Consider the following 23,124-nt stretch of genomic DNA (forward strand, 5'->3'; position numbering starts at 1 on the left):
CGGATCGTAGGACCCGTGACCCGACAACTCGCCGCCGCCCCCGCATCGAGCCGCACCGCCACCACCCCCGGCACCGCGGCCGCCCGTACCTCCGCCCCGGGACCGGCCGGCCCCGCCACCGCTCCCACCGGCCCCGCCGCCACCCTCGGCACCGCCGGGCTGGTCACCGTCCTGCTCGGCGCCTTCCTGCCGATGCTCGACTTCTTCATCGTCAACGTCGCCCTGCCCACCATCGACCACGACCTGGCCGCCGGGCCCGCCGTCCTCGAACTGGTCGCCGCCGGCTACGGCATCGCCTTCGCCGTGCTGCTCGTCCTCGGCGGACGCCTCGGCGACAACTACGGCCGCCGCCGGCTCTTCGTCGTCGGCGCCGTCGCCTTCGCCCTCACCTCACTGGCCTGCGGCCTCGCCCCCGGCGCGTGGTCCCTGGTCGCCGCCCGGGCCGCCCAGGGCGCCTCGGCCGCACTGCTGATCCCGCAGGTGCTCGGCACCATCACCGCCGCCACCGAGGGCGCCCGGCGCGGCCGCGCGCTCAGCGTCTACGGCGCGGTCGGCGGGATCTCGGTGGTGATCGGGCAGGTGCTCGGCGGCATGCTGGTCGCCGCCGACCTGTTCGGCACCGGCTGGCGCTCGGTGTTCCTGCTGAACGTGCCGTTCGCCCTGCTCGCCGTGGTGCTCGCGGTCCGCTACGTCCCGGAGAACAGGGCCGCCACGGCCGCCCGGGTCGACGTCCCCGGCACCGTCCTGCTCACCGCCACGCTGCTCTCCCTGCTCATCCCGCTGATGGAGGGCCGTGCCGCCGGCTGGCCGCTCTGGTCCTGGGTGCTGCTGGCCCTGTTCCCCGTCCTCGCCGTCGCCTTCGGCACCGTCGAACGCCGCGCCGAGCGGCGCGGGGACACCCCGCTGGTGCCGCCGTCCCTGCTGCGCATCCCGGAGATGCGGCGCGGCCTCGGCATCGCGCTCCCCTACTTCGCGGGCTTCGGCGGCTTCATGTTCGTCATCGCGGTCGCCCTCCAGCAGGGCCTCGGGCTCGGCCCGGTCGCGGCCGGCTGGGCGCTCGTCCCGATGGCCGTCGGCTACTTCTGCGCCTCGCTGGCCGGCCCGCGGCTGATCGGCCGCTGGGGCAGCCGGGTGCTCAGCGCCGGCGCCGTCGTCCAGGCCACCGGCCTCGCCACCCTCGCCCTGACCGTCCTGGCCGACTGGTCGCACTTCTCGCCACTGCGGATGGCCCCGGGCGTCGCCCTCGCCGGCATCGGGCAGGGCTTGATCGGCACCCCGCTGTTCCGGGTCGTCCTCTCCAAGGTGCCCGCCGCCCGGGCCGGCGTCGGCAGCGGCGTCCTCGCCACCGGGCAGCAGTCCAGCCTCGCCCTCGGCGTCGCCACCCTCGGCACCCTCTACCTCTCCCTCTCCCCCGTCCTCGGCATGGACCGCGCCCTCGCCCTGTGCCTGGGCATCCAGCTCCTCGGCTCCTTCACCATCCTCCACCTGACCACCCGCCTCCCCCGCTCCATCGGCTGAACCCCGGCCCGCGGGGCCGGCGAGCGCGTCGCGATCACCCGGAGCGGTCGGCCGATCGCCGCCCCCGCGCCGCCCGCGCCCGGTGTTCCGCACAGCCGTACGGCGACTTCGGACGATTCGAGTGCGACCGCCGAACGCCCATGAGATAAAAGTCAGACGCACTCGAACCGGGGGAAGATGACGTCATGGCTCTCGTCCTGGTGTTCCTGCTCGTGCTCGTCGGCACGGTCGTCGGTGCCACGCTCTACCTGGTGCTCCGGGAACGCGCTCGCCGGCACCAGTTCGACGACGCCGAGGGCCTGCTGATCGAACAGCAGCGGACCGCCCAGGCCACGCGCATGCGGGCGACGTACTCCAGCATCTCGGTCCACCACGGCACCGGCGTGATCGGCGACGAGGGGAACCACTACCGCTCCTGACGGCTCGCGGCCCGACGGCCGGCTCAGCGGCACAGGGCGGCGTCCACCACGTCCTCCAGGTGCCGGGTGACGGCGTAGTCGGCCGGAACGGTGGTCACCGCGATGTTCACGGCGCGCCCGTCGTCGGTGGCGCCGCCCCGGGTCTCGTAGCCCGGAATGTCGCCGCCGTGCCCCCAGTAGACCCCGCCGCAGGAGAGCGGCCGGCTGAAGACGCCCAGCCCGGAGCCCATGCCGCTGTCCCCGACCGGGACGGTGGTGCGCATCTGGGCGAGCTGGGCGGCGGGCAGCAGGCGGTCCGGGACCAGCAGTTCGGTGAAGAAGCGGTCGAGGTCCGCGTTGGTGGAGATCATCTGCCCGGCCGCCCAGCCCGCCGACGGGTCCAGCTCGGTGAAGTCGGTCAGCGGCCCGTCGGCGGAGTCCTTGCGGTACCCCTTGGGGTGGGCTTCCCGGATGGTCCGGTCGCCGGCGGCCGGGAAGTAGGTGTGCCGCAGCCCGATGCGCCGGACGATCCGCCGGTCGATCTCCTCGGCGAGCGGCCGGCCGGTCACCCGCTGGACGATCAGGCCGGCCAGCACGTAGTTGGTGCTGCTGTAGCCGAACTTCTCCCCGGGCGCGGAGACGGACTTCTGCCCGAGGGCGAGGTCCAGCAGCTCGCGGGGCTCGAAGTAGCGCTGCCGGAGGGAGGCTTCGTCCAGCAGCCCCTCGTAGTCGGGCAGGCCGCTGGTGTGCTGGAGGAGCTGCCGGACGGTGATGCCGCGCCCGTCCCCGCCCTCGCCGCGGACCAGGCCGGGGAGGTAGGTGTCGACGAAGGCGTCGAGGTCGACCTTCCCCTCCCCCACCAGCTGGAGCACGGCGACGGCGGTGAAGGTCTTGGTGTTGCTGCCGATCCGCACCTGCCCGCCGACGGGGACCTTCGCGCCGGTGGCCAGGTCCCCCACCCCTGCCGTGTAGTCGCGGGTCCGGCCCCGCCCGTCCCGGACGGTCGCGAGCGCGGCGGGCACCCCGTCCGTCCGCACCAGCGCGTTCAGGCCCTGCTGCACGACGTCCGGCGGGGCAGCGGCGGACGCGGCCGACGCCGCGGGCGGTGTCAGCGCCCCGACGGCCGCGGCGGTCGAGAGGGCGAGGGCGAGTGCCATGTGGCGGACACGCGAAGGACGCACGGGTCAACTCCTGTGGGATCGTGGGGATCGGGAACAGCTCCCGGTCACGATCGCCAGTCTGGCCGCGCGGCGGACGGCCGGCCTCCCCCGATCGAGGGAGCACCTCCGCAGGCGTCAGGGCCGGCCGGGTCCCCGCAGGGGCAGTGTCCGGCTGTAGACGACGCTCGTGGTGGTGCTGCCGAAGCCGGCCAGTTCGTCCACCAGGGTTTCCAGGTGTTCCATGGACGTCGCCGCCACCTTCAGGGTGTAGCAGTCGTCGCCGGTGGTGCGCAGGCACTCCAGGATCTCCCGCCGCTCGTCGAGCAGCCGCCGCAGCGGCTCGTGGCGGTTGCCCGGGTACTTCAGCCGGACGACGGCGAGCACCGGGTAGCCGACCTTCGCCAGGTCCACCGTCGCGCGGTAGCCGGTGATGACGCCCAGCGATTCCAGGTTCCGCACCCGTTCGGTGGTCGCCGACGCGCTCAGCGACACCCGCCGTCCCAGCTCGCTGAGCGAGATGCGGGCCTCCCGTTGCAGCTGCTCGATGATCGCCCAGTCGGTGTCGTCAAGATTCACGGCCATGACGCGAATCTACCGGGAGAACCACGGCGATCCGCCGGTCACAGCGGGAGAACCCCGTTCCGTCCGCCATGATCGCGGGGATAGCCTCGAAGCATGCAACTTGGCGTCAACGTACCGAACTTCGGCCCGGGAACCGACCCCGGCGTGCTGCGCGAGTGGGCCCGGACCGCGGAGGGCCTCGGCTTCGACCTCCTCATGGTGTCGGACCACGTGGCGGTGACCCCGGACGTCGCCGAGCGGTACCCGGAACCCTTCTACGAGCCCTTCACCACGCTGTCCTGGCTCGCCGGAGTCGCCCCGAACCTGCGGCTGGGCACGACCGTGCTGATCCTGCCCTACCGGAACCCGCTGCTGGTGGCGCGGATGACGGACACCCTCGACCGGCTCAGCGGCGGCCGGTTCGTCCTCGGCGTGGGAGTCGGCTGGGCCCGCCGGGAGTTCGCCGCCCTCGGCGTGCCGTTCGGCGAGCGCGGCAGACTGACCGACGAGTACCTGGGCACCCTGCGCGACGCCCGGGCCGAGGAGCCCGACCGCCGGTCGGTACCGGTCTGGGTCGGCGGCCACAGCGAGGCCGCGCTCCGGCGGGCACGCCGGTTCGGCGACGCCTGGCACCCGCTGCGGCTGTCCCTCGCCCGGATGCGATCGATCCTGGCCGAGCACCCGATGCCGGGGTTCGCGCCCCGCATCGCCCTGCGGCCGACCGGCACGCCGGTCGACGACCCCGAGCGGCCCGCCGGCGTCGGCACCGTCGACCAGATCCTCGACGACCTCCGCCACCTGCGCGATCTCGGCGCGGAGACCGTCGTCCTCGACCCCTACCACGGCGATCCGGAGGAAACCCGCCGCCCGCAGCGGGCCTGGCAGGACCTCACCACCGTGGCCACCCGGTGGAGGGCCGTGTGATCACCGACGCCGACCGGGCCCTGCTCCGCCGCGCCCTCGCCATCGCCGCCCACGCGATCACCCTGGGCGACGCCCCCTACGGCTCCCTGCTCGCCGGCCCGGACGGCGGGATCCTCGCCGAGGCCCACAACACCGTACGGCGCGACGACGACATCACGGCCCACCCCGAACTGAAGCTCGCCCGCTGGGCCGCCCGCGAACTGGCCCCCGGCACCGCCGCGCGCACCACGATGTACACCAGCTGCCAGCCCTGCGGCATGTGCGAAGGAGGCATCCTCCGCTCCGGCCTCGGCCGGGTCGTGTACGCGCTCTCCACGGCGCAACTCGTCGAGCTCAACCCCGACTCGGGCGCCTGGAGGCCGGTACCGACGGACGGCCCGGCCCTGCCCGACGAGGCCCGGGCCCCGATCACGGCCTACTACGGTCCGCGCTGAGCAAGAGCACCACCGGCAGGGTGAACACCGAGATCGCCACTCCGACGAGCCCCCGGGCACTCGCAGGCACCGCCATGGTCTCCCCTCCCGGCCGACATGCACGCACGTTCAACCCAACAGGGCGAGTGTCAGTGGCATCGGGAAAGCTCGGCGGATCACGTCACCGACCGGAGGGAACCACCGATGCCGATCCACGTCGCGAGCCGCCGCCGCACGACGGCCTCGCTGACCGCCGCCTTCCCCGGCGCGGAGATCATCGACGTCACCTCCAGGGCGCCGGACCCGTGGGTCCGGCTGAGCCCGTTCCATCCGCACGGCGGCATCCCGGTCCCCTGGAGCGACGGCGTGACCAGCGAGTCCGTGGAAGGCGTCTGGCAGGCCCTCAAGGTCTTCCGGGACGCCGACGTCGACCCCGCGAAGCTGCGCGTCACCTCGATGAAGGGCCTCAAGCGGACGGTGCGCCGGTACGGCCCCGTCCAGGGCCACCGGACCGGCCTGCACGGCGACCGGCTCCTGCCCTACGAGACGGCCCGCCGCCGCGTCTACCTCCCGGCCTACCGCTGGGTCCTCGAACACCGCGTCGCCGATCTGGTCGAGCGGCTCCGGGAGAAGGACGAGGTCGTGCTCCTGGACTACACCACCAACGGCGACGTCGCCGACCCCACCAGCCCGCTCTCCCACGCCGCGCTCATCCGGCTCCACCTGGAGGACCGTTGGCCCGACGAGGACGACACGGACGGGCAGCCCCGATAGCCCCGGCCCGGACCGCCTCTCCGGCGCCCGACCCGTCCTGGGGAAAAGCAGTTGGTCCGACCGCGCCACGAGTTCGACAATCGTCGGATGACCGATGACCAGAGCGCGGTCCAGCGGCGCCGCGCGGCCCGCATGACCTGCAAGCGCTTCCTCTCCGGCGACCGCGTCCTCAGCATCCGCGAGCGCCTCGCCCAACTCTCCGCCCTGGACGGCCTGGACGTCCCCCACGACTTCTACGGCAGCGACGGGCCCGTGCGGCAGCTGGAGGAACGGACCGCCGCACTGCTCGGGAAGGAGGACGCGGTCTTCTTCCCCACCGGGACGATGGCCCAGCAGGTGGCCCTGCGCCACCACGCCGAGCGCACCGGCAACACGGCGGTGGCCCTGCATCCGCTCAGCCACATCGAGCGGCACGAGCGGCACGCCTACACCCAGCTCACCGGCCTGCGCGGCCTCTGGCCCACCACCGAGCAGCGCCAGCCGACGCCCGGCGAACTCGGCGCGCTGGGCGAGCCGTTCGGCACCCTGACGGTCGAACTCCCGCTGCGCGACCCCGGCTACCTGCTCCCCGACTGGGACGAGCTGACCGCCCTCGTCGCCGCCGCCCGCGAGGCCGGCGCCCGGGTGCACTTCGACGGCGCCCGGCTCTGGAACACCACGGCCCACTTCGGCAAGCGGCTCGACGAGATCGCCGCCCTCGCCGACAGCGTCTACGTCTCCTACTACAAGGACCTCGGCGGGATCAGCGGGGCCGCCCTCGCCGGCGATGCCGCCCTCGTCTCCTACGCCCGCACCTGGCGCCACCGCTACGGCGGCCAGCTCTCCCAGCAGTGGCCGGCCGCCATCGCCGCCCTCCACGGCCTGGACACCGCCCTGCCGCGCATCCCCGGCCTGATCCGCCACGCCGCGTCCACCCTCACCCCGGCCCTGGCCGCGCTCCCCGGCGCCCGCCTGTATCCCGAGGTGCCGCCCACCCACGAGTACCAACTCTGGCTCCCGCACCCGGCCGAGGCCCTGAACGCCGCCCACCTGGCCCTGGCCGAGCAGGAGGGCGTCTGGTTCGTCCCGCACTGGGAGGACGCCGCCCCCGGCCTCGCCGTGGCCGAGGTCAGCCTCGGCGAGCCGGCGCAGGCGTGGACGGCGGAGGAGGTGACGGAGGTCGGGCTGCGCTTCCTGGAGCTGGCGATCAGGGGCTGACGGCGGGGATCCCGCGAGGAGCGCCGCGGTCGAACGGGTTCGCGGCCACCACCCCTTTGTGTCAGACTGACGATATGAGCGAGATGCACGTGGGGGACCTGGCCGCCGTCCGCAGCCGCGAGGAGCTGACCGCGCTGATGGCCGACGGGCTGCGGCCGAAGTGGGTGATGTTCTGGGGGCACACCGAGCGCAAGGGCGGTGGCACCCGACAGGAGTGCCTGAGCCAGTGGTGGCCCGGCGAGTTCACCGTCGACGGGCTCACCTACACCTCCGCCGAGCACTGGATGATGGCCGGCAAGGCCCGGATGTTCGGTGACGAGGAGATCGCACGGCGGGTGCTCGCGGCCCGGACCCCCGCCGAGGCGAAGAAGCTGGGGCGGCTGGTCAAGGACTTCGACGAGAAGGTCTGGACGGCCGGCCGGTTCGAGCTGGTGGTGGCGGGCAACGTCGCGAAGTTCGGACAGGACGAGGCGCTGCGCGACTACCTCCTGGGCACGGGCGACCGGGTGCTGGTCGAGGCCAGCCCGCTGGACCGGATCTGGGGCATCGGGCTCGCCGCCGACGACATCCGGGCCCAACAGCCCGCCGAGTGGCGCGGGTCGAACCTGCTCGGATTCGCCCTGATGGAGGCGCGGGCGCGGTTGGCCGCATGAGCGCGATCGCTGCGCTGCTGGACGGGACGGTGGTGGCCTCGGCCGCCGCCGCCCTGCTCCTGGCGCCGGGGGTGTTGCGGCGGAAGGCCCGGCCCCCGCGGCGAGAAGGAACGTACGGGCCGGAGCCGCTGCTGGCGGCCGTCGTCGTGCTGATCCACCTCAACCAGGTGCTCGTCGCGGTCTACGTGAACCGGGTGCACCACGGGGACGTCTCCTTCATCGCCCGCCACCTGCCGCCCGGCTGGTTCGACGTGCCCCGCCTGGACTTCCTCGCCGCCCGCTTCCCGGCCCCGGAGCTCCTGGCGCCGTCGGTGCTCCGGGTGCAGGCGTTCCTCGAACTGCCGCTGGTGCTGCTGGCGTTCGTCGCCGTCGTCCGGCGGCTGGACCGCGCGCTGTACGTCCGGCTGGCCCGCTCGCCGTTGATCCCGCTCGCCGCCGTCTCGTACACGGTGGCGTTCTGCGCGGTGGAGTGGGACCTGCGGAACCCGTACACCGTGGACGACCTCGTCCTGCGGGTGCTCGCGGCCTGCCTCACGCCGCCGCTGATCGCCCGGCTGGCCCGACGCGAACCCGAAGCGGACGCCGAGCCCGCCCGCGGCCCGTTCCGCTTCGCGCTCGACCTGTGGGCGTACGGCCAGCTGATGCTGGTGCTGTACGACACCGCGCTGCTCTACAACCTCGCCCGGCTCGGGGACCATCTCCCGTCCGCCGCGGCCGCGTTGGCGGTGCTCGTCGCCACCCGTACCCTTCCGCGCCGGATTCCGCGCGGGCGGCCCGGCCCGTACACCGCCGCGCTCTCCGGGACGGTCGGCCGGGCACTGGCGCTGTTCCTCGTCCCCGCCCTGTCGATCCGCTACGCGCAGTCCTTCGGCACGCCCGAACTCTCCGCCCTGGCCGGGCTCCTGGTGATCGGGGCGGCGGTCCGCCGGGACGCGCTGCCCCTCCTGCCGCCCGCGCTCGTGGGCGCGCTGGTCGGATACGCCGTCGCGGTGCTCGCTCCCGGCCCGTACTACGAGGCGACCCTCCTCCGGAGCGCGACCGGCGCACTCCTCGCAACGACCGCCGTCTGCGCGCTCCTTGACACCACTCGGACACGACTGGTCGTGCACTCTTAACTCCCACGCCACATACTGACGCCAGGATGTCACACAGTCAGGGTGCAGATGGACAGGTTGGGGCGATCATGCGCATGCGGCCGACGGCACAATCCGCAGGCCAGCGGCCGGAAGGCGAGCAACAGGCCGAGGAACTCCGCGCAGAACTGGACGAGTTACTCCGTGCGAGCCGCTACGCGGGCCAACGTGAACGGCGCCTGAACGAGGCGATCGGGGCCACCCCGGGCCGCCAGCGGCCGGACGGGGAGCTGCTGCGCCAGCTCGCCCAGGCCCGCACGCTCCGCGAGGGACTGGGCGCCCGCTGCCTCCAACTCAGCGACCAGCTGGAGGCGTTGGAGAGCCGGATCAGACAGCGGCAGCAGCCACCGCCGCCGCCGCACCAACAGGCACCGGCCCATCAGCGGCCCGCACAGCAGCCACCGCGACAGCAGCGGCCACCTCAGCAGCAGCCGCCGGCGCCCGCCCGCCCCGACCTCGGCGCTCTCACCGAGCGGATCACCGCCCTCCACCGGGCCGGCTCCCTCGCCGAGGCCACCGGGGTGATAGACGCGGCCGCCGCTCGTCTCACCCCCTCCGACGCCGCGCTTCTGGTCGGCATGCTGGCCAGGTACGGTCCGACCGGCGGCTCGCTCCTCCTCGCCCGCAGCATCGCCCGGTCCGCACCCGACCATTCCGTCACCGTGCTCGCCGAGTTGCGCGAACTGGGCCTGGCCGAGGAGGCGGCCGAGGTGTTCCACGCCTTCTGGGGCTACCCGGCCGCCTCCGTCCCCGGCCTGCTCTCCGCGCTGGACCGGGCCGGGCTGGCCGCCGACAGCGCGACGCTGCTCTGGGAGTGGGGGTCCGCGCCGATGCCCGAGCTGACCTCCCTGGCCGCCTGCCTCCAGCAGCACGGCCGGTCCGCCGACGTCAGGACCCTGCTGCGGCAGGCCGCGGGCCGCTCCACCGCCGACCTCGCCGACCTCGCGGCCGGGCTGCCGCCTGCGCTCGCCGCCCTCCTGCTGAGCGAGCTGGCCGTCCTGCGCCCGCCCGCCGAGGTGGTCCGGCTGGCCGCCGCCCTGGACGGCGCCGGCAGTTCCGGGCTCTACGCGCAGCTGCTGGCCGCGCTGCTCGCCGACGAGGCCCGCCACCGCACCACGCTCGCAGCCCTGCGCACCGCCGGCCTCCCGACCCGCCCGCCCACGGCCCCGCGCTCGCGCTGGGGACGGCGGTAGCGGCGGCCGCACGCGACCCCCTGCCCCGGACAGCAAGGAGCCCCCGTCCGCCCCACCAGGGCGGACGAGGGCTCCCGGGCCGTGCCCGAGGCTGCTAGCAGCCGATCAGCCGCGCGCCCAGGTACGCCTTGACCTGGTCCAGCGAGACGCGCTCCTGCGACATGGTGTCGCGGTCGCGGACGGTCACCGCGTTGTCCTCAAGGGTGTCGAAGTCGACGGTGACGCAGAACGGCGTGCCGATCTCGTCCTGGCGGCGGTAGCGCTTGCCGATGGCGCCGGCGTCGTCGAACTCGACGTTCCACGCGGTGCGCAGGTCGGCGGCCAGGCCGCGGGCCTTCGGGGACAGCTCGGCGTTGCGCGACAGCGGCAGGACGGCGACCTTGACCGGGGCCAGGCGCGGGTCGAGCCGCATGCCGACGCGCTTCTCCATGACGCCCTTGGCGTTCGGCGCCTCGTCCTCGAAGTAGGCGTCGATCAGGAAGGCCAGCATGGCGCGGTTGAGGCCGGCCGCCGGCTCGATGACGTACGGGAAGTACCGCTCGCCGGACTCCTGGTCGAAGTACTTCAGGTCCTGGCCGGAGGCCTCGCTGTGCACCCGCAGGTCGTAGTCGGTGCGGTTGGCGACGCCCTCCAGCTCGGAGAACTCGGAGCCGCCGAAGTTGAAGCGGTACTCGATGTCCACCGTGCGCTTGGCGTAGTGGGAGAGCTTCTCCTTCGGGTGCTCGAAGAAGCGCATGTTCTCGGTGCGCAGGCCGAGGCCGACGTACCAGTCCCAGCGCTGCTGGAGCCAGTACTCGTGCCACTGCTCGTCCTCGCCCGGCTTGACGAAGAACTCCATCTCCATCTGCTCGAACTCGCGGGTGCGGAAGATGAAGTTGCCGGGGGTGATCTCGTTGCGGAAGCTCTTGCCCGTCTGGGCGATGCCGAACGGCGGCTTCTTGCGCGAAGTGGTCTGGACGGCCTTGAAGTTGGTGAAGATGCCCTGGGCGGTCTCCGGGCGCAGGAACGCCAGGCCGCTCGCCTCCTCGGTGACACCGAGGTGGGTCTTCAGCATGCCCGAGAAGTCCTTGGGCTCGGTGAACTGGCCCTTGGTGCCGCAGTCGGGGCAGTTGACGTCCTGGAGACCGTTCGGCGGCGGGAAGCCGTGCTTGGCCTCGTACTTCTCCTCCAGGTGGTCGGCCCGGTGGCGCTTGTGGCAGGAGAGGCACTCGGTCAGCGGGTCGTTGAAGGTGGCGACGTGACCGGAGGCCTCCCACACCTCGCGGGCGAGGATCACCGACGAGTCGAGTCCGACGACGTCCTCACGGGCCTGGACCATCGCGCGCCACCACTGGCGCTTGATGTTCTCCTTGAGCTCGACACCCAGCGGCCCGTAGTCCCAGGCGGCACGCGTGCCGCCGTAGATCTCGCTGCAGGGGTAGACGAAGCCACGGCGCTTGCTCAGGCTGACGATCGTGTCGATCTTGTCGGCGGCCACAGTGCTCTCTTCAGTACGTACGGCACGGTCAGGGCACGGCTGGTTGCGCGTACCCGAATACCTCAGGTTACCGGCCATACGGGTACGTGATTCAAATCGGTATCGTCCGGCCGCCCCCACCCTCCGTCACCTTCCGTTCACCCGCCCGAGTGATTTGACAATCATTTCCATTTGAGATGAGAATGATTGTCATGATGATCGGACTGCCTCGACTCGGACTGTCTCGCCGGACCCGCCGCTCCATGGCGCTCGGCACCACCGCCCTCGCCGCCACCCTCGTCCTCACCGCCTGCGGAGGCAGCAGCAGCGCCGACAGCGGCACGGGCAAGCTGAAGGTCGTCGCCTCCTTCTACCCGATGGAGTACCTGGCCCAGCAGATCGGCAAGGAGCACGTCGCGGTCACCGACCTGACCGCCGCCGGCGTCGAGCCGCACGACCTGGAGCTCACCGCCAAGCAGGTCGGCACGGTCCAGAAGGCCGACGCGATCATCTACCTCAAGGGCCTCCAGCCCACCGTCGACCAGGCCGTCGCGCAGTCGTCCAGCAAGCACAAGATCGACGCCACCGCCGCCAGCCCGCTGGTCGACCACCACCTCGACGAGGACACCGGGGACGCCGACCACGGCGGCGACGGCCACGGGACCGACGGCCACAAGCACGAGGACCCGGCCGGCGACCCGCACATCTGGCTCGACCCGACCCGCTACGCGGCGATCGCCAAGAGCGTCGGCGACGAGTTCGCCAAGGCCGACCCGGCCCACGCCGAGGACTACCGGAAGAACACCGACGAGCTGGTCACCAGGCTCACCGCGCTCGACCAGGAGTTCCGGGACGGGCTGAAGGACGCCAGCACCCGTACCTTCGTCACCAGCCACGCCGCGTTCGGCTACCTCGCCGACCACTACGGCCTCACCCAGGTCGCCATCAACGGCGTCGACCCGGAGTCCGAGCCCACCCCGGCCCGCCTCGCCGCGGTGCAGAAGGCCGCCAAGGACAACGGCGTCTCCACCGTCTTCTTCGAGACCCTGGTCAGCCCCAAGCTCGCCGAGACCGTCGCCAAGGACCTCGGCCTCAGGACCGCCGTCCTGGATCCGCTGGAGGGCGTCAAGGACCCGTCCAAGGACGACTACCTGACCGTGATGAAGCAGAACCTGGCCAACCTCCGGGCCGCCCTCGGCGCCCCGGCCGGCACCGCCCCGGCCGCCCCCGCCGGGACCGACGCCGCCACCCCCGCCCCCGCGAACTGACGGGACCGAGCACCATGACCGACCCGATACCCCCGGCCGTCCGCCTCCGTGACGCCGTCGCCTCGCGCGGCGGCCGGCCGGTGCTGCGCGGCGTCGACCTCACCGTCCGGCCCGGAGAGGTCGTCGCCCTGCTGGGCGCCAACGGCTCCGGCAAGTCGACCACCGTCAAGGCCGTGATCGGCTCCGTCCCGCTGGAGCACGGCACCCTGGAGCTGTTCGGCATCCCGTTCCGCTCCTTCCGCGCCTGGCACCGGATCGGGTACGTCCCGCAGCGCACCACCGCCGCCTCCGGCGTCCCCGCCACCGTGCGGGAGGTGGTCTCCACCGGACGGCTGCCGCAGCACCGGCTGCTGCCCTTCCGCCGCAAGGACCGCGAGGCGGTGGACCGCGCGCTGGCCGCCGTCGGCATGCTGGAGCGGGCCTCGGACGGCGTGGCCGACCTGTCCGGCGGCCAGCAGCAGCGGGTGCTGATCGCCCGCGCCCTGGTCGGCTCCCCCGACCTGCTGATCATGGACGAGCCGATGGCCGGCGTCGACGCCGCCAGCCAGCAGGTGCTCGCCGACACCCTGCGCACCGAGGTCGGCCGCGGCGCCTCCGTCCTCCTCGTGCTGCACGAACTCGGACCGCTGGAACCGCTGATCGACCGCGCCGTGGTGCTGCGGGACGGCTGCGTCGCCCACGACGGCCCGCCCGTGCCCAACACCGGCCTGCACGCGCTGCCCGGCCACGACCACGTCCACCCGCACGCCGACCTGACCCCGCCGAGGCTGCTCGCATGACCGAGATGCTGTCCTACGACTTCATGCAGCGGGCCCTGCTCGCCGCCGTCCTGGTCGGGATCACCGCCCCGGCCGTCGGCATCTACCTGGTGCAGCGCCGCCAGGCCCTGATGGGCGACGGCATGGGCCACGTCGCGATGACCGGCGTCGGCCTCGGCTTCATCTTCCAGACCAGCCCGGTCTGGATGGCCGTGCTGGTCTGCGTGCTCGGCGCCGTCACCATGGAGCTGGTCCGCTCGCGCGGCAACCAGCGCGGCGACATCGCCCTCGCGATGCTCTTCTACGGCGGCATGGCCTGCGGCAAGCTGCTGGTCTCGATGTCCGCCCAGGCCGGGGCCGGCTCGCTGGAGAGCTACCTGTGGGGCTCGATCCTCACCGTCGCCCCCGCGGACCTGGCCACCATCGCGGTGCTCGGCGCGGTGGTCATCGCGGTCACCGTCGGCCTGCGCCGCCAGCTCTTCGCGATCTGCCAGGACGAGGACTTCGCCCGGGTCACCGGCGTGCCGGTGCGCACCCTCAACCTGCTGCTCGCGGTGATGGCCGCGGTCACCGTCACGGTCGCCATGCGGGTGGTCGGGCTGCTGCTGGTCAGCGCGCTGATGGTGGTCCCGGTGGTCGCCGCCCAGCAGCTCACCCGCTCCTTCGCCGCCACCCAGGCCGCCTCGATCGCGCTCGGCGTGGTCGTCTCGCTGGCCGGCGTCACGGGCTCCTACCAGCTCGACGTGCCCTCCGGCCCGGCCATCGTGCTGCTCGCCATCGCGGTGTTCGCGGTGTTCAGCCTGCTCGCCGCGCCACTGGCCCGGCGGCGCCACCGCGGCACGGGCGAGAACGGACCGAAGGTGTGCGACGTCGAACTGCCGGGGCAGGCCGTCTCCGGGCCGTCCGGCACGACCACCCCTGAGCGGCGGGCCGGGCTGGCACAATGATGTGCGAGACGCCCACGACCCCAGGAGGACCCACGGTGACCACCGCAGGCCCGTCGCCGCGCGCCCGCTCGACCCGGCAGCGTGCCGCCGTCTCGGCAGCCCTGGACGAGATCGCGGACTTCCGCAGCGCGCAGGAGCTCCACGACCTGCTCAAGCACCGCGGGGACTCCGTCGGTCTGACCACGGTCTACCGCACGCTCCAGTCGCTCGCGGACGCCGGTGAGGTGGACGTGCTGCGCACCGCCGACGGCGAGGCGGTCTACCGCCGGTGCAGCAGCGGGCACCACCACCACCTGGTCTGCCGGCACTGCGGCGCGACCGTCGAGGTGGAGGGGCCCGCGGTGGAGCGCTGGGCCAACTCGGTCGCCGCCGAGCACGGCTTCAGCGACATCGCGCACACCCTGGAGATCTTCGGGACCTGTGCGGAGTGCGCCAAGAAGGCCTGAGCCGCCGACACGAAGGAGAGGACCCGCCGGGCAGATCCCGGCGGGTCCTCTCCTTTTCGTCCGGTACGGCCGTCGCGGCCAGTGCGGCCAGTGCGGCCGGCACGGCCCTCGGGACCGTACGCCCGTCAGCGCTGGGACGGCACCGGCGCGCCGACCTCGTTGGGGATCGCCCCGCCGAAGCGCCGGTCGCGCATCGCGTACTGCTCGCAGGCGCGCCACAGGTCACGGCGGTCGAAGTCCGGCCAGAGCACGTCCTGGAACACGAACTCGGCGTAAGCCGACTGCCAGAGAAGGAAGTTGGAGGTGCGCTGCTCGCCGCTGGGGCGCAGGAAGAGGTCCACGTCCGGCATGTCCGGGTGGTACATGTACTTGGCCAGGGTCTTCTCGTTGACCTTCTTCGGGTCGAGCTTCCCGGCCGCGACGTCCTGGGCGATCGCCTGAGCCGCGTCGGCGAGTTCGGCGCGGCCGCCGTAGTTGACGCACATGTAGAGCGTGACGGCGTCGTTGTCCTTGGTCTGCTCCTCGGCGACCTGGAGCTCCTGGACGACGCTCTTCCACAGCTTGGGCATCCGGCCCGCCCAGCGGATCCGCACGCCCATCGCGTCCATCTCGTCGCGGCGGCGGGCGATGACGTCCCGGTTGAAGTTCATCAGGAACTTCACCTCGTCGGGCGAGCGCTTCCAGTTCTCGGTGGAGAACGCGTACAGCGAGATGTTCTTGACGCCGAGCTCGATGGCGCCCTTGAGGACGTCCAGCACCACGGACTCGCCGACCTTGTGGCCCTCGGTGCGGGGCAGCCCGCGCTCCTTGGCCCAGCGGCCGTTGCCGTCCATCACGATCGCGACGTGCTCGGGGACCAGCTCGCCGGGGATCTTCGGGGGCTGTGCGCCGCTGGGGTGCGGGGTCGGGGGGACGTACGTCCGCTGCTTGCCGCCGCCGAAGAGCCGTCGCGCTGCCATGTGCTCACTTCTCCACGTATCTCATCGAGCGGATGCCCCGCTCCAGGTGCCACTGCAGATAGGCCGCGACCAGGCCGCTGCCCTCCCGCCAGTACCGCGGCTCGCAGGCGTCGGCCGTCTGCCAGTCCCCTGACAGCAGCGCCCCGAGCAGTACCAGTGTCTCAGGGGAGGGTACGGCACATCCGGGCACTCGGCAGTCCCCGCAGAGCACCCCGCCCGCGGGGAGGGAGAAGAAACGGTTCGGCCCTTCCAGGCCGCATTTGGCGCAGTCGGTGAAGCTCGCGCCGTACCCGTTCACCGCGAGCGAGCGCAGCAGGAAGGCGTCCAGTACCAGGTGCGACTCGTGCAGCCCGGCCGCCAGCGTGCGCAGCCCGCCGACCAGCAGCAGGTACTGCTGGACGGCCGGCTCGCCCTCGTTCTCGGCGAACCGCTCGGCGGTCTCCAGCATCGCGGTGCCGGCCGTGTAGCGGCCGTAGTCGGCGACGATCGGGCCGCCGTACGGCGCGATGGTCTCCACCTGGGTGCAGAGCGGCAATCCGCGGCCGATCAGCTCACTCCCCCGGCTGAAGAACTGCACGTCCACGTGCGAGAACGGCTCCAGGCGGGCACCGAACTTGGACTTGGTCTTCCGCACCCCGCGCGCCACCGCCCGCACCTTGCCGTACTTGCGGGTCAGCAGGGTGATGATCCGATCGGCCTCGCCGAGCTTCTGCGCCCGCAGCACGACGCCGTCGTCCCGGAAAAGACTCATGGGGACCATTCTCCCCCACCGCCCCCCGGCGCCGGACAGCCGTGTTGCCCGCACCGGCGGCCGTGGGGGAGGCCATGCGGTGCGGGTCACGGCGGGCCCGGGGTGGGGAGTCCAAGGCCCGTTGTGGGGGATTCGGAGATGGTCTGCGGGTTCCGGAGGTCCGGACGGCGCTCGGCGGGCGGTGGTGGTGGCCGGTGATCGCGAGCGGTGATCGTGAGCGGTGAGAGGTGGTCGGCGAGCAGCGCCGCGGGCGGGCGGGCCGGCGGGCGGCGCTACTTGTACGGGGTCCTGGTCGCCGCCTCCAGCAGCGCCCCGACCCGGGACTTCGGCAGGTCCAGGCAGCCCCCGACCGCGGCGAGCGCGTCGCGCTCCTGCGGCAGGTAGCGCCCGTCCGCCAGGGCGATCGCCGCGCCCTGCAGCAGCAACCGCTCGCGGCCGTGGTGGGCCAGGTGCGGGGTGAGCGGTTCGAGCACCGCGTGCAGTTCGACGGCCAGTCCGCCGGACATCCCCCGGGCGTCGTGGAGTTCGCCGCCGAGCCCGGAGAGCGCGGCGAGCGCGGCCAGCACCTGGGCCTCGCCGCAGTCCTCGAACCCGGCCTCGCGGACCGCCGCGCAGGCCGCGTCGCGGGCCGCCCGGTGGGCGGTGCCGCCGGCCGCGAGCAGGGCCAGCGCGATGGTGTACTGGGCGTCCCGCAGCATCGCGCCGAGGCGCACGCTGGTGGGCTGCTCCAGGCTCTCGACGCCGTACCGGCCGTGGCAGCTGGTGCACTGCACACTGCCGATCACCGGACCGAGCGGGACCACCGGGGTCCCCAGCAACCGCAGCCACCGCCGGCCGTGCTGCCGGCGGTAGTTGCGGTCCCCGCCACAACCCGGGCAGAAGAAGTCACCGAGAACGTCAGTCCGCCACCGCGGGCGAACACCCCACAACCTGGTCACGGCGCCACTCCCCAGACATGGCAGGCGGCCTGCTCGACAATGGGCAGGTCACGCGACCGGACACCGAGGCCGTCCCACCGACCCGGCTTTCCGGTGGATCGATGTTGCCACGGTTACCGGCACGTGTCAGTACCTCGAACGGCTTCCGATTCGAAAAAATGTGGCGCAGGACACAACCCCAGGCCGGCACGGCGAAGGGCCGCCCCGCGGGACGGCCCTTCGCACACCACCCGTTCGAATTAGCCGCGCTGCGAGCGGTTGACGGCGCTGATCATGGCCTTCAGCGAGGCCAGCACGGTGTTGCCGTCGATGCCCACGCCCCACAGCACCTTGCCGTCCACCGCGCACTCCACGTACGCGGCGGCCTGGGCGTCGCCGCCCTCGCTCAGCGCGTGCTCGGCGTAGTCCAGGACGCGCACGTCCACGCCGATCCGGGCCAGCGCGTCGGCGAAGGCCGAGACCGGGCCGTTGCCGGTACCGGTCAGGGTGGTCGGGACGCCGTCCACCAGGGCCTCGGCGGTCAGCGCGTCCCGGCCGTCCTCGGTGGTCAGGGTGCGCGAACCGCTCAGCGAGATCCGGCCCCACGGGTTGTCGGTGGTCGGCAGGTACTCGTCCTCGAAGACCCGCCAGATCTCGGCCGGGCTGACCTCGCCGCCCTCGGCGTCGGTCTTGGCCTGGATGATCCGGGAGAACTCGATCTGCATCCGGCGCGGCAGGTCCAGCTTGTGGTCGTTCTTCAGCACGTACGCCACGCCGCCCTTGCCGGACTGGCTGTTGACCCGGATGACCGCCTCGTAGGTGCGGCCGACGTCCTTCGGGTCGATCGGCAGGTACGGCACGCCCCAGGTGTGCTCGTGCACCGGTACGCCCGCGGCCCTGGCGTCCGCCTCCAGGACGTCGAAGCCCTTCTTGATGGCGTCCTGGTGCGAGCCGGAGAAGGAGGTGTACACCAGGTCGCCAGCGTACGGGTGGCGCGGGTGCACCTCCATCTGGTTGCAGTACTCGGCGGTGCGGCGCACCTCGTCGATGTCGGAGAAGTCGATCTGCGGGTCGATGCCCTGCGAGAACAGGTTCATCCCCAGCGTCACCAGGTCGACGTTGCCGGTCCGCTCGCCCTGGCCGAACAGGCAGCCCTCGATGCGGTCGGCGCCCGCCATGTAGGACAGCTCGGCGGAGGCGACGGCGGTGCCGCGGTCGTTGTGCGGGTGCACCGACAGGCAGACGAACTCGCGGCGGGACAGGTGGCGCGACATCCACTCGAACTGGTCGGCCTGGACGTTCGGGGTGGCCCGCTCGACGGTGGCGGGCAGGTTCAGGATGATCTCGCGGCCCTCGCCCGGCTGCCAGACGTCCATGACCGCCTCGCAGACCTCCAGCGCGAAGTCCAGCTCGGTGTCGACGAAGATCTCCGGCGAGTACTGGTAGCCGAAGACGGTGTCGTCGCCCAGCAGCTTCTCCGCGTACTCCATCACCAGCCGGGTGCCCTCGGTGGCGATCGCCCTGGTGGCCGCCCTGTCGTTGCGGAACACCACCCGGCGGAACAGCGGCGCGGTCGCGTTGTACAGGTGGACGGTCGCCCGCGGGGCGCCGACCAGCGACTCCACGGTCTTCTCGATCAGCTCCTCGCGGGCCTGCGTCAGCACCGAGATGGTGACGTCCTCGGGGATCGCCCCCTCCTCGATCAGCGAGCGCACGAAGGCGTGGTCGGTGGCCCCGGAGGAGGGGAAGCCGACCTCGATCTCCTTGTAGCCCATCTTCACCAGCAGGTCGAACATCATGCGCTTGCGGGCCGGCGACATCGGGTCGATCAGCGCCTGGTTGCCGTCCCGCAGATCGGTGGAGAGCCAGCGCGGCGCCTTGGTGATCACCTTCTCCGGCCAGCTGCGGTCCGCCAGGTCGACGGTGCCGAACGGCAGGTAGCGCCCGTGACGCATGCCCGAGGGCCGCTGGCGCACCGAGGCGGCGGTGATCGGGGTGGGGCGGTCGACGAAGGGACGGCCGGCGGGAACGGACGCGGCGGAGTTCTGCTCGGTCATGGAGGTGACTCGGCTTCCTGTGATGCGTGGTGCGGGCGGGTCGGGAGGGGTCAACACCTGGTCGACACCGACTGGCCGGCCTCGGCTGCCGCTCGCGATACACCATTGGATCGCCGATCGCGCGCACAGCTCGTTCCCCGCGGCGAGGGTGCCGGCCCGGTGGACTACAGGCCCTCGACGCGGCAGCTAAGAAGAAGCAGCCCGTTGCGCATGATGGCCCCAGCGTAACCCAGCGCCGCGCGCCCCCGAAGTGATCCGGGCTTCCGTTCCACCCCTTGAGACGTCGGCCGGTCATGCCGAAGGTGGTGACAACCGGTCATCGAGGCCTCACCCTGGGCCACATGACTGCAGCAGTACCGATCTGCACGATCGTCCCGCCGTACGTCCTGGACCGCCTCGCCGAGGCCGGTCACGAGCCCGCCGTCCACTCCCTGGCCCTCGACGCGGAGCACCGCGCGGCCCGACTCTCCCCGCCCCCGCCCGTCGCCGCCACCCCGGGCCTCAACCGGGTGATCTACGACGCCGGACACGGCCAGCGGCTGCCCGGGCGCAGCGTCCGCACCGAGGGCCGCGGCGCGTCCTCCGACAGCTCCGTCAACCACGCCTACGACGGCCTCGGCGCCACCTTCGCGCTCTACGCCGACGTCTTCGGCCGGCACTCGATCGACGACCGGAACCTGCGGCTGGACGCCAGCGTCCACTACGGCCGCAACTACGACAACGCCTTCTGGAACGGCCACCAGATGGTGTTCGGCGACGGCGACAACGTGGTGTTCGGCGACTTCACCGCCTGCATCGACGTCATCGGCCACGAACTCACCCACGGCGTCACCCAGTTCACCGCCGGGCTGGACTACCAGGACCAGCCCGGCGCGCTCAACGAGTCGGTCTCCGACGTCTTCGGCTCGCTGGTCAAGCAGTACTCGCTGCACCAGAGCGCCGCCGACGCCGACTGGCTGATCGGCGCCGGGCTGCTCGCCCCGGGCGTGCAGGGCGTGGCGCTGCGCTCGATGAAGGCGCCCGGCACCGCCTACGACGACCCGCAGCTGGGCAAGGACCCGCAGCCCGCGCACATGCGGGACTACGTGAACACCTCCCAGGACAACGGCGGGGTGCACATCAACTCCGGCATCCCCAACCACGCGTTCTACCTGCTGGCCACCGCGCTCGGCGGCTCGGCCTGGGAGCGCGCGGGGCGGATCTGGTACGACGCGCTGACCGGGCGCACGCTGCCCGCCGACGCCGACTTCACCGCCTTCGCCCGGGCCACCGTGGCCGCCGCCAAGGCCCGCTACCCCGACGACCGGTCGGTCGTGGACACCGTCACGGCCTCCTGGGCGCAGGTCGGGGTCAGCCCGGGGTGACCCTCCGGGGGCGCGGCCCGCGGGGCTCGCCCGGAGCCCCAGGAGCCCGGCCGGAGCCACCGGAGCGTGACTGAAGGGTGGTTGAGACCGGGTTGAGGCGGGCTTAAGGTCACGGTCCGGGAAAAGCCCGGCAAACCCCCTCCCTGCGTAGCACCATGGACACCATGCGTATCCAGGTGACCCGGACCGGCGGTTTCGCGGGGCTCGTCCGCCAGGCGGAGATCGACACCGCCGACCGCACGGACGCCCCGCACGTGCACGCGCTCGCCCGCGAGGCCGTCGCGGGCGGGCTGCGCGCGCCCTCGTACGGGGTGCCGGACGGCTTCCACTACGAGATCACCGTCGACGGCCGGTCGGTGTACTGCGCCGACCCGAAGCTCACCGACTCCCAGCGCGAGCTGATCTCCCTGGTGCTGCGCGAGGGCGCGTAGCACCGGGGTCGCGCGGCAGGGCCCGCCCGCAGAGCGCGGAGGACCCGGCCGCCCGGGAGGGTCAGAGCCAGCCGTCGAGCGCGGCCAGGAAGCCGGCCGGGTCGTCCCGGTGGACGGTGTGGCCCGTGCCGGGCACGGTGCGCACCTCGAAGCCCCGGGCGCTCAGCGCCCGGGCGCTGGACGCGTCCACCAGCAGGCTGCGGTCGGCCAGCACCGCCAGCGAGGGCACCGCCGGCCGGGTCGGCAGGTCCGAGCGCTGGTCGGCCAGGGCCCACGCCGAGTCCTCGTCCCAGGCCGCCGCGGCGGCGAGTTCGGCGTCCACGTCGTCCGGCTCCCAGCTCGGGCTGAGCGCGACGATCTGCTCCCGGGTGAGGTGCCTCAGCTCCGCCATCACCCGCGGGTCCATCCCGGTCTGGGCGAACCGCCAGGCCGGATCGACGTACACCGCGCGGGCCGGCTCCAGCCGTTCGACCGCGCCCGCCAGCGCGATGCCGCCCAGCGAGTGGCCGATCGCGAGCTCGACGCCGGTCGGCAGGTTCTCCACCAGGTCGTCGGAGTACGCCTCCAGGGGGTAGCGCTCCAGCGGGCTCCCGCCGGTGCCGCGCGGGCTGCGCCCGTGCCCGCGCAGGTCCACCGCGAGAACCCGGTAGCCCCGCTCGGCCAGCGCCGGACCGATCAGCCGCCAGGTGCGGTGGTCGGACATGATGCCGTGCACCAGCACGGCCAGCCGGTCCCCACGGCCCCACTCCCGGATGTGCAACTTCATCGCGCTGTGCCCCTTCTGACGTCGCGTACGGCCGGACCACGACGAGGGCCCGCCCGGACGCACAACGTCCGAACGGGCCCCGGGCCTCCCGGTGGCTCGAACCCGCCGGTCCGGAGCCCCGGACTCAGAAGCCGAGCTTGCGCAGCTGCTTGGGGTCGCGCTGCCAGTCCTTGGCGACCTTGACGTGCAGGTCCAGGTAGACCGGCGTGCCGAGCAGCGCCTCGATGTGCTTGCGGGCGGTGGTGCCGACGTGCTTGAGCCGCGAGCCCTTCGCGCCGATCACGATCGCCTTCTGGCTCTGCCGCTCGATGTAGACGTTGGCGTGGATGTCCAGCAGCGGGCGGTCCGCCGGGCGGCCCTCGCGCGGCAGCATCTCCTCGACCACCACGGCCAGCGAGTGCGGCAGTTCGTCGCGCACGCCCTCCAGCGCGGCCTCGCGGATCAGCTCGGCGACCATGATCTGCTCGGGCTCGTCGGTGAGGTCGCCCTCCGGGTAGAGCTGGTCGCCCTCCGGCAGCAGCTTGGTGAGAAGGTCGGCGACCAGTTCCACCTGCTTGTCGCCCACGGCGGAGACCGGGATGATCTCGGCCCACTCGAAGCCCAGCTCGATGCCGAGCTGGTGGATGGCGATCAGCTGCTCGGCCAGGCGCTTGGAGTCGACCAGGTCGGTCTTGGTGACGATGGCGACCTTCGGGGTCTTCTTGATCCCGGCGATCTCCTTGGCGATGAACTTGTCGCCGGGGCCGATCTTCTGGTCGGCGGGCAGGCAGAAGCCGATCACGTCGACCTCGGCCCAGGTGGTGCGGACCAGGTCGTTGAGGCGTTCGCCGAGCAGGGTGCGCGGCTTGTGCAGGCCGGGGGTGTCGACCAGGACGAGCTGGGCGTCCGGGCGGTGCACGATGCCGCGCACGGTGTGCCGGGTGGTCTGCGGGCGGTCGGAGGTGATCGCGACCTTCGTCCCCACCAGGGCGTTGGTCAGGGTCGACTTGCCCGCGTTGGGCCGGCCGACGAAGCACGCGAACCCGGAGCGGTACGAGGAGGAAGGGGCATTCATGGGCTCCATTCTCCCTGATCACCGGA

At 72.6% G+C, this 23,124-nt stretch carries 24 protein-coding genes; 15 read left to right on the top strand and 9 right to left on the bottom strand.

Features of this window, described 5'->3' with window-relative positions; translation table 11 throughout:
- Positions 1-15 precede the first annotated feature (15 nt).
- Together ACFVGO_RS02435 and ACFVGO_RS02440 are read left to right on the top strand one after the other, a co-directional pair.
- Positions 16-1,518, top strand: a complete 1,503-nt coding sequence (locus tag ACFVGO_RS02435) for an MFS transporter (protein ID WP_359902963.1) — start codon at positions 16-18, stop codon at positions 1,516-1,518.
- A 185-nt stretch (positions 1,519-1,703) separates the two neighbouring features.
- Positions 1,704-1,937: a hypothetical protein gene (locus ACFVGO_RS02440; protein WP_359902966.1), complete on the top strand. Its 234-nt coding sequence runs from the start codon at positions 1,704-1,706 to the stop codon at positions 1,935-1,937.
- 23 nt (positions 1,938-1,960) lie between these two features.
- Here ACFVGO_RS02440 and ACFVGO_RS02445 read toward each other — a convergent pair whose 3' ends face one another.
- Positions 1,961-3,073: a serine hydrolase domain-containing protein gene (locus ACFVGO_RS02445; protein WP_380630714.1), complete on the bottom strand. Its 1,113-nt coding sequence runs from the start codon at positions 3,071-3,073 to the stop codon at positions 1,961-1,963.
- 138 nt (positions 3,074-3,211) lie between these two features.
- On the bottom strand, positions 3,212-3,658 hold the full coding sequence (locus ACFVGO_RS02450) for an Lrp/AsnC family transcriptional regulator (protein WP_359902968.1): 447 nt from the start codon (positions 3,656-3,658) through the stop codon (positions 3,212-3,214).
- Between the two features lie 93 nt (positions 3,659-3,751).
- Here ACFVGO_RS02450 and ACFVGO_RS02455 point away from each other — a divergent pair, with 93 nt between their 5' ends.
- From ACFVGO_RS02455 to ACFVGO_RS02485, 7 genes are all read left to right on the top strand, one after another.
- The gene (locus ACFVGO_RS02455; RefSeq protein WP_359902971.1) at positions 3,752-4,561 is read left to right on the top strand and encodes an LLM class flavin-dependent oxidoreductase; all 810 of its coding nucleotides are present in this window, start codon (positions 3,752-3,754) and stop codon (positions 4,559-4,561) included.
- Positions 4,558-4,995 (top strand): nucleoside deaminase, encoded by a 438-nt coding sequence (locus ACFVGO_RS02460; RefSeq protein ID WP_359902974.1) that lies wholly within the window; start codon positions 4,558-4,560, stop codon positions 4,993-4,995. Before ACFVGO_RS02455 ends, ACFVGO_RS02460 begins: the two co-directional genes overlap by 4 nt.
- Positions 4,996-5,178: 183 nt before the next feature.
- Complete coding sequence (locus ACFVGO_RS02465) at positions 5,179-5,748, top strand: DUF6939 family protein (RefSeq protein WP_359902977.1); 570 nt, start codon at positions 5,179-5,181, stop codon at positions 5,746-5,748.
- 87 nt (positions 5,749-5,835) lie between these two features.
- On the top strand, positions 5,836-6,945 hold the full coding sequence (locus ACFVGO_RS02470; RefSeq protein WP_380630664.1) for a threonine aldolase family protein: 1,110 nt from the start codon (positions 5,836-5,838) through the stop codon (positions 6,943-6,945).
- A 74-nt stretch (positions 6,946-7,019) separates the two neighbouring features.
- Positions 7,020-7,598 carry an NADAR family protein gene (locus ACFVGO_RS02475; protein ID WP_380630665.1) on the top strand — a complete coding sequence of 193 codons (579 nt, stop codon included), beginning with the start codon at positions 7,020-7,022 and terminating at the stop codon, positions 7,596-7,598.
- Positions 7,595-8,713, top strand: coding sequence for a hypothetical protein (locus tag ACFVGO_RS02480; protein ID WP_380630666.1), 1,119 nt, complete (start codon positions 7,595-7,597; stop codon positions 8,711-8,713). The genes ACFVGO_RS02475 and ACFVGO_RS02480 overlap by 4 nt, the downstream gene beginning before the upstream one ends.
- Before the next feature lie 68 nt (positions 8,714-8,781).
- Complete coding sequence (locus ACFVGO_RS02485) at positions 8,782-9,924, top strand: hypothetical protein (protein ID WP_380630667.1); 1,143 nt, start codon at positions 8,782-8,784, stop codon at positions 9,922-9,924.
- Between the two features lie 94 nt (positions 9,925-10,018).
- On the opposite strand, the gene ACFVGO_RS02490 is transcribed toward ACFVGO_RS02485, so the two are convergent.
- A complete protein-coding gene (locus ACFVGO_RS02490; protein ID WP_359902988.1) occupies positions 10,019-11,401 on the bottom strand; it encodes a glycine--tRNA ligase in 1,383 nt (460 codons plus the stop codon).
- Positions 11,402-11,592: 191 nt separating this feature from the next.
- Here ACFVGO_RS02490 and ACFVGO_RS02495 point away from each other — a divergent pair, with 191 nt between their 5' ends.
- From ACFVGO_RS02495 to ACFVGO_RS02510, 4 genes are read left to right on the top strand one after another with little or no spacing between them, the layout of a single operon-like run.
- A complete protein-coding gene (locus ACFVGO_RS02495; RefSeq protein ID WP_380630669.1) occupies positions 11,593-12,648 on the top strand; it encodes a metal ABC transporter substrate-binding protein in 1,056 nt (351 codons plus the stop codon).
- Between the two features lie 14 nt (positions 12,649-12,662).
- Complete coding sequence (locus ACFVGO_RS02500) at positions 12,663-13,427, top strand: metal ABC transporter ATP-binding protein (RefSeq protein WP_359902991.1); 765 nt, start codon at positions 12,663-12,665, stop codon at positions 13,425-13,427.
- Complete coding sequence (locus tag ACFVGO_RS02505; protein ID WP_359902994.1) at positions 13,424-14,353, top strand: metal ABC transporter permease; 930 nt, start codon at positions 13,424-13,426, stop codon at positions 14,351-14,353. Before ACFVGO_RS02500 ends, ACFVGO_RS02505 begins: the two co-directional genes overlap by 4 nt.
- Before the next feature lie 35 nt (positions 14,354-14,388).
- The gene (locus ACFVGO_RS02510; RefSeq protein WP_189918013.1) at positions 14,389-14,799 is read left to right on the top strand and encodes a Fur family transcriptional regulator; all 411 of its coding nucleotides are present in this window, start codon (positions 14,389-14,391) and stop codon (positions 14,797-14,799) included.
- 125 nt (positions 14,800-14,924) lie between these two features.
- On the opposite strand, the gene ACFVGO_RS02515 is transcribed toward ACFVGO_RS02510, so the two are convergent.
- From ACFVGO_RS02515 to leuA, 4 genes are all read right to left on the bottom strand, one after another.
- Positions 14,925-15,758: an isoprenyl transferase gene (locus ACFVGO_RS02515; protein ID WP_359902997.1), complete on the bottom strand. Its 834-nt coding sequence runs from the start codon at positions 15,756-15,758 to the stop codon at positions 14,925-14,927.
- 4 nt (positions 15,759-15,762) lie between these two features.
- On the bottom strand, positions 15,763-16,509 hold the full coding sequence (gene recO / locus ACFVGO_RS02520; RefSeq protein WP_359903000.1) for a DNA repair protein RecO: 747 nt from the start codon (positions 16,507-16,509) through the stop codon (positions 15,763-15,765).
- Between the two features lie 272 nt (positions 16,510-16,781).
- The gene (locus tag ACFVGO_RS02525; RefSeq protein ID WP_359903002.1) at positions 16,782-17,327 is read right to left on the bottom strand and encodes a TerB family tellurite resistance protein; all 546 of its coding nucleotides are present in this window, start codon (positions 17,325-17,327) and stop codon (positions 16,782-16,784) included.
- Between the two features lie 359 nt (positions 17,328-17,686).
- On the bottom strand, positions 17,687-19,483 hold the full coding sequence (leuA, locus tag ACFVGO_RS02530; protein WP_359903005.1) for a 2-isopropylmalate synthase: 1,797 nt from the start codon (positions 19,481-19,483) through the stop codon (positions 17,687-17,689).
- A 341-nt stretch (positions 19,484-19,824) separates the two neighbouring features.
- On the opposite strand from leuA, the gene ACFVGO_RS02535 reads away from it, so the two are divergent.
- Both ACFVGO_RS02535 and ACFVGO_RS02540 read left to right on the top strand, forming a co-directional pair.
- Positions 19,825-20,847 (top strand): M4 family metallopeptidase, encoded by a 1,023-nt coding sequence (locus ACFVGO_RS02535; protein ID WP_359903008.1) that lies wholly within the window; start codon positions 19,825-19,827, stop codon positions 20,845-20,847.
- 164 nt (positions 20,848-21,011) lie between these two features.
- Positions 21,012-21,278, top strand: a complete 267-nt coding sequence (locus tag ACFVGO_RS02540; RefSeq protein WP_359903011.1) for a protealysin inhibitor emfourin — start codon at positions 21,012-21,014, stop codon at positions 21,276-21,278.
- Positions 21,279-21,339: 61 nt separating this feature from the next.
- Here the strand turns inward: ACFVGO_RS02540 and ACFVGO_RS02545 are convergent, their stop codons facing one another.
- Both ACFVGO_RS02545 and era read right to left on the bottom strand, forming a co-directional pair.
- Positions 21,340-22,044 (bottom strand): alpha/beta hydrolase, encoded by a 705-nt coding sequence (locus ACFVGO_RS02545; RefSeq protein ID WP_359903013.1) that lies wholly within the window; start codon positions 22,042-22,044, stop codon positions 21,340-21,342.
- A gap of 124 nt (positions 22,045-22,168) precedes the next feature.
- Complete coding sequence (era, locus tag ACFVGO_RS02550) at positions 22,169-23,098, bottom strand: GTPase Era (RefSeq protein ID WP_316521324.1); 930 nt, start codon at positions 23,096-23,098, stop codon at positions 22,169-22,171.
- Positions 23,099-23,124 lie beyond the last annotated feature (26 nt).

The organism is Kitasatospora sp. NPDC057738 (assembly GCF_042798815.1).
Classification (GTDB): domain Bacteria; phylum Actinomycetota; class Actinomycetes; order Streptomycetales; family Streptomycetaceae; genus Kitasatospora; species Kitasatospora lactacystinica.

Coding starts and splice junctions, on each gene's coding strand:
- ACFVGO_RS02540 (WP_359903011.1), top strand. CDS start 21,012: ATGCGTATCCAGGTGACCCGGACCGGCGGTTTCGCGGGGCTCGTCCGC.
- ACFVGO_RS02495 (WP_380630669.1), top strand. CDS start 11,593: ATGATGATCGGACTGCCTCGACTCGGACTGTCTCGCCGGACCCGCCGC.
- ACFVGO_RS02515 (WP_359902997.1), bottom strand. CDS start 15,758: ATGGCAGCGCGACGGCTCTTCGGCGGCGGCAAGCAGCGGACGTACGTC.
- ACFVGO_RS02445 (WP_380630714.1), bottom strand. CDS start 3,073: ATGGCACTCGCCCTCGCCCTCTCGACCGCCGCGGCCGTCGGGGCGCTG.
- ACFVGO_RS02480 (WP_380630666.1), top strand. CDS start 7,595: ATGAGCGCGATCGCTGCGCTGCTGGACGGGACGGTGGTGGCCTCGGCC.
- ACFVGO_RS02455 (WP_359902971.1), top strand. CDS start 3,752: ATGCAACTTGGCGTCAACGTACCGAACTTCGGCCCGGGAACCGACCCC.
- era (WP_316521324.1), bottom strand. CDS start 23,098: ATGAATGCCCCTTCCTCCTCGTACCGCTCCGGGTTCGCGTGCTTCGTC.
- ACFVGO_RS02440 (WP_359902966.1), top strand. CDS start 1,704: ATGGCTCTCGTCCTGGTGTTCCTGCTCGTGCTCGTCGGCACGGTCGTC.
- ACFVGO_RS02465 (WP_359902977.1), top strand. CDS start 5,179: ATGCCGATCCACGTCGCGAGCCGCCGCCGCACGACGGCCTCGCTGACC.
- ACFVGO_RS02535 (WP_359903008.1), top strand. CDS start 19,825: ATGACTGCAGCAGTACCGATCTGCACGATCGTCCCGCCGTACGTCCTG.
- ACFVGO_RS02500 (WP_359902991.1), top strand. CDS start 12,663: ATGACCGACCCGATACCCCCGGCCGTCCGCCTCCGTGACGCCGTCGCC.
- ACFVGO_RS02450 (WP_359902968.1), bottom strand. CDS start 3,658: ATGGCCGTGAATCTTGACGACACCGACTGGGCGATCATCGAGCAGCTG.
- leuA (WP_359903005.1), bottom strand. CDS start 19,483: ATGACCGAGCAGAACTCCGCCGCGTCCGTTCCCGCCGGCCGTCCCTTC.
- ACFVGO_RS02505 (WP_359902994.1), top strand. CDS start 13,424: ATGACCGAGATGCTGTCCTACGACTTCATGCAGCGGGCCCTGCTCGCC.
- ACFVGO_RS02470 (WP_380630664.1), top strand. CDS start 5,836: ATGACCGATGACCAGAGCGCGGTCCAGCGGCGCCGCGCGGCCCGCATG.
- ACFVGO_RS02485 (WP_380630667.1), top strand. CDS start 8,782: ATGCGCATGCGGCCGACGGCACAATCCGCAGGCCAGCGGCCGGAAGGC.
- recO (WP_359903000.1), bottom strand. CDS start 16,509: ATGAGTCTTTTCCGGGACGACGGCGTCGTGCTGCGGGCGCAGAAGCTC.
- ACFVGO_RS02545 (WP_359903013.1), bottom strand. CDS start 22,044: ATGAAGTTGCACATCCGGGAGTGGGGCCGTGGGGACCGGCTGGCCGTG.
- ACFVGO_RS02475 (WP_380630665.1), top strand. CDS start 7,020: ATGAGCGAGATGCACGTGGGGGACCTGGCCGCCGTCCGCAGCCGCGAG.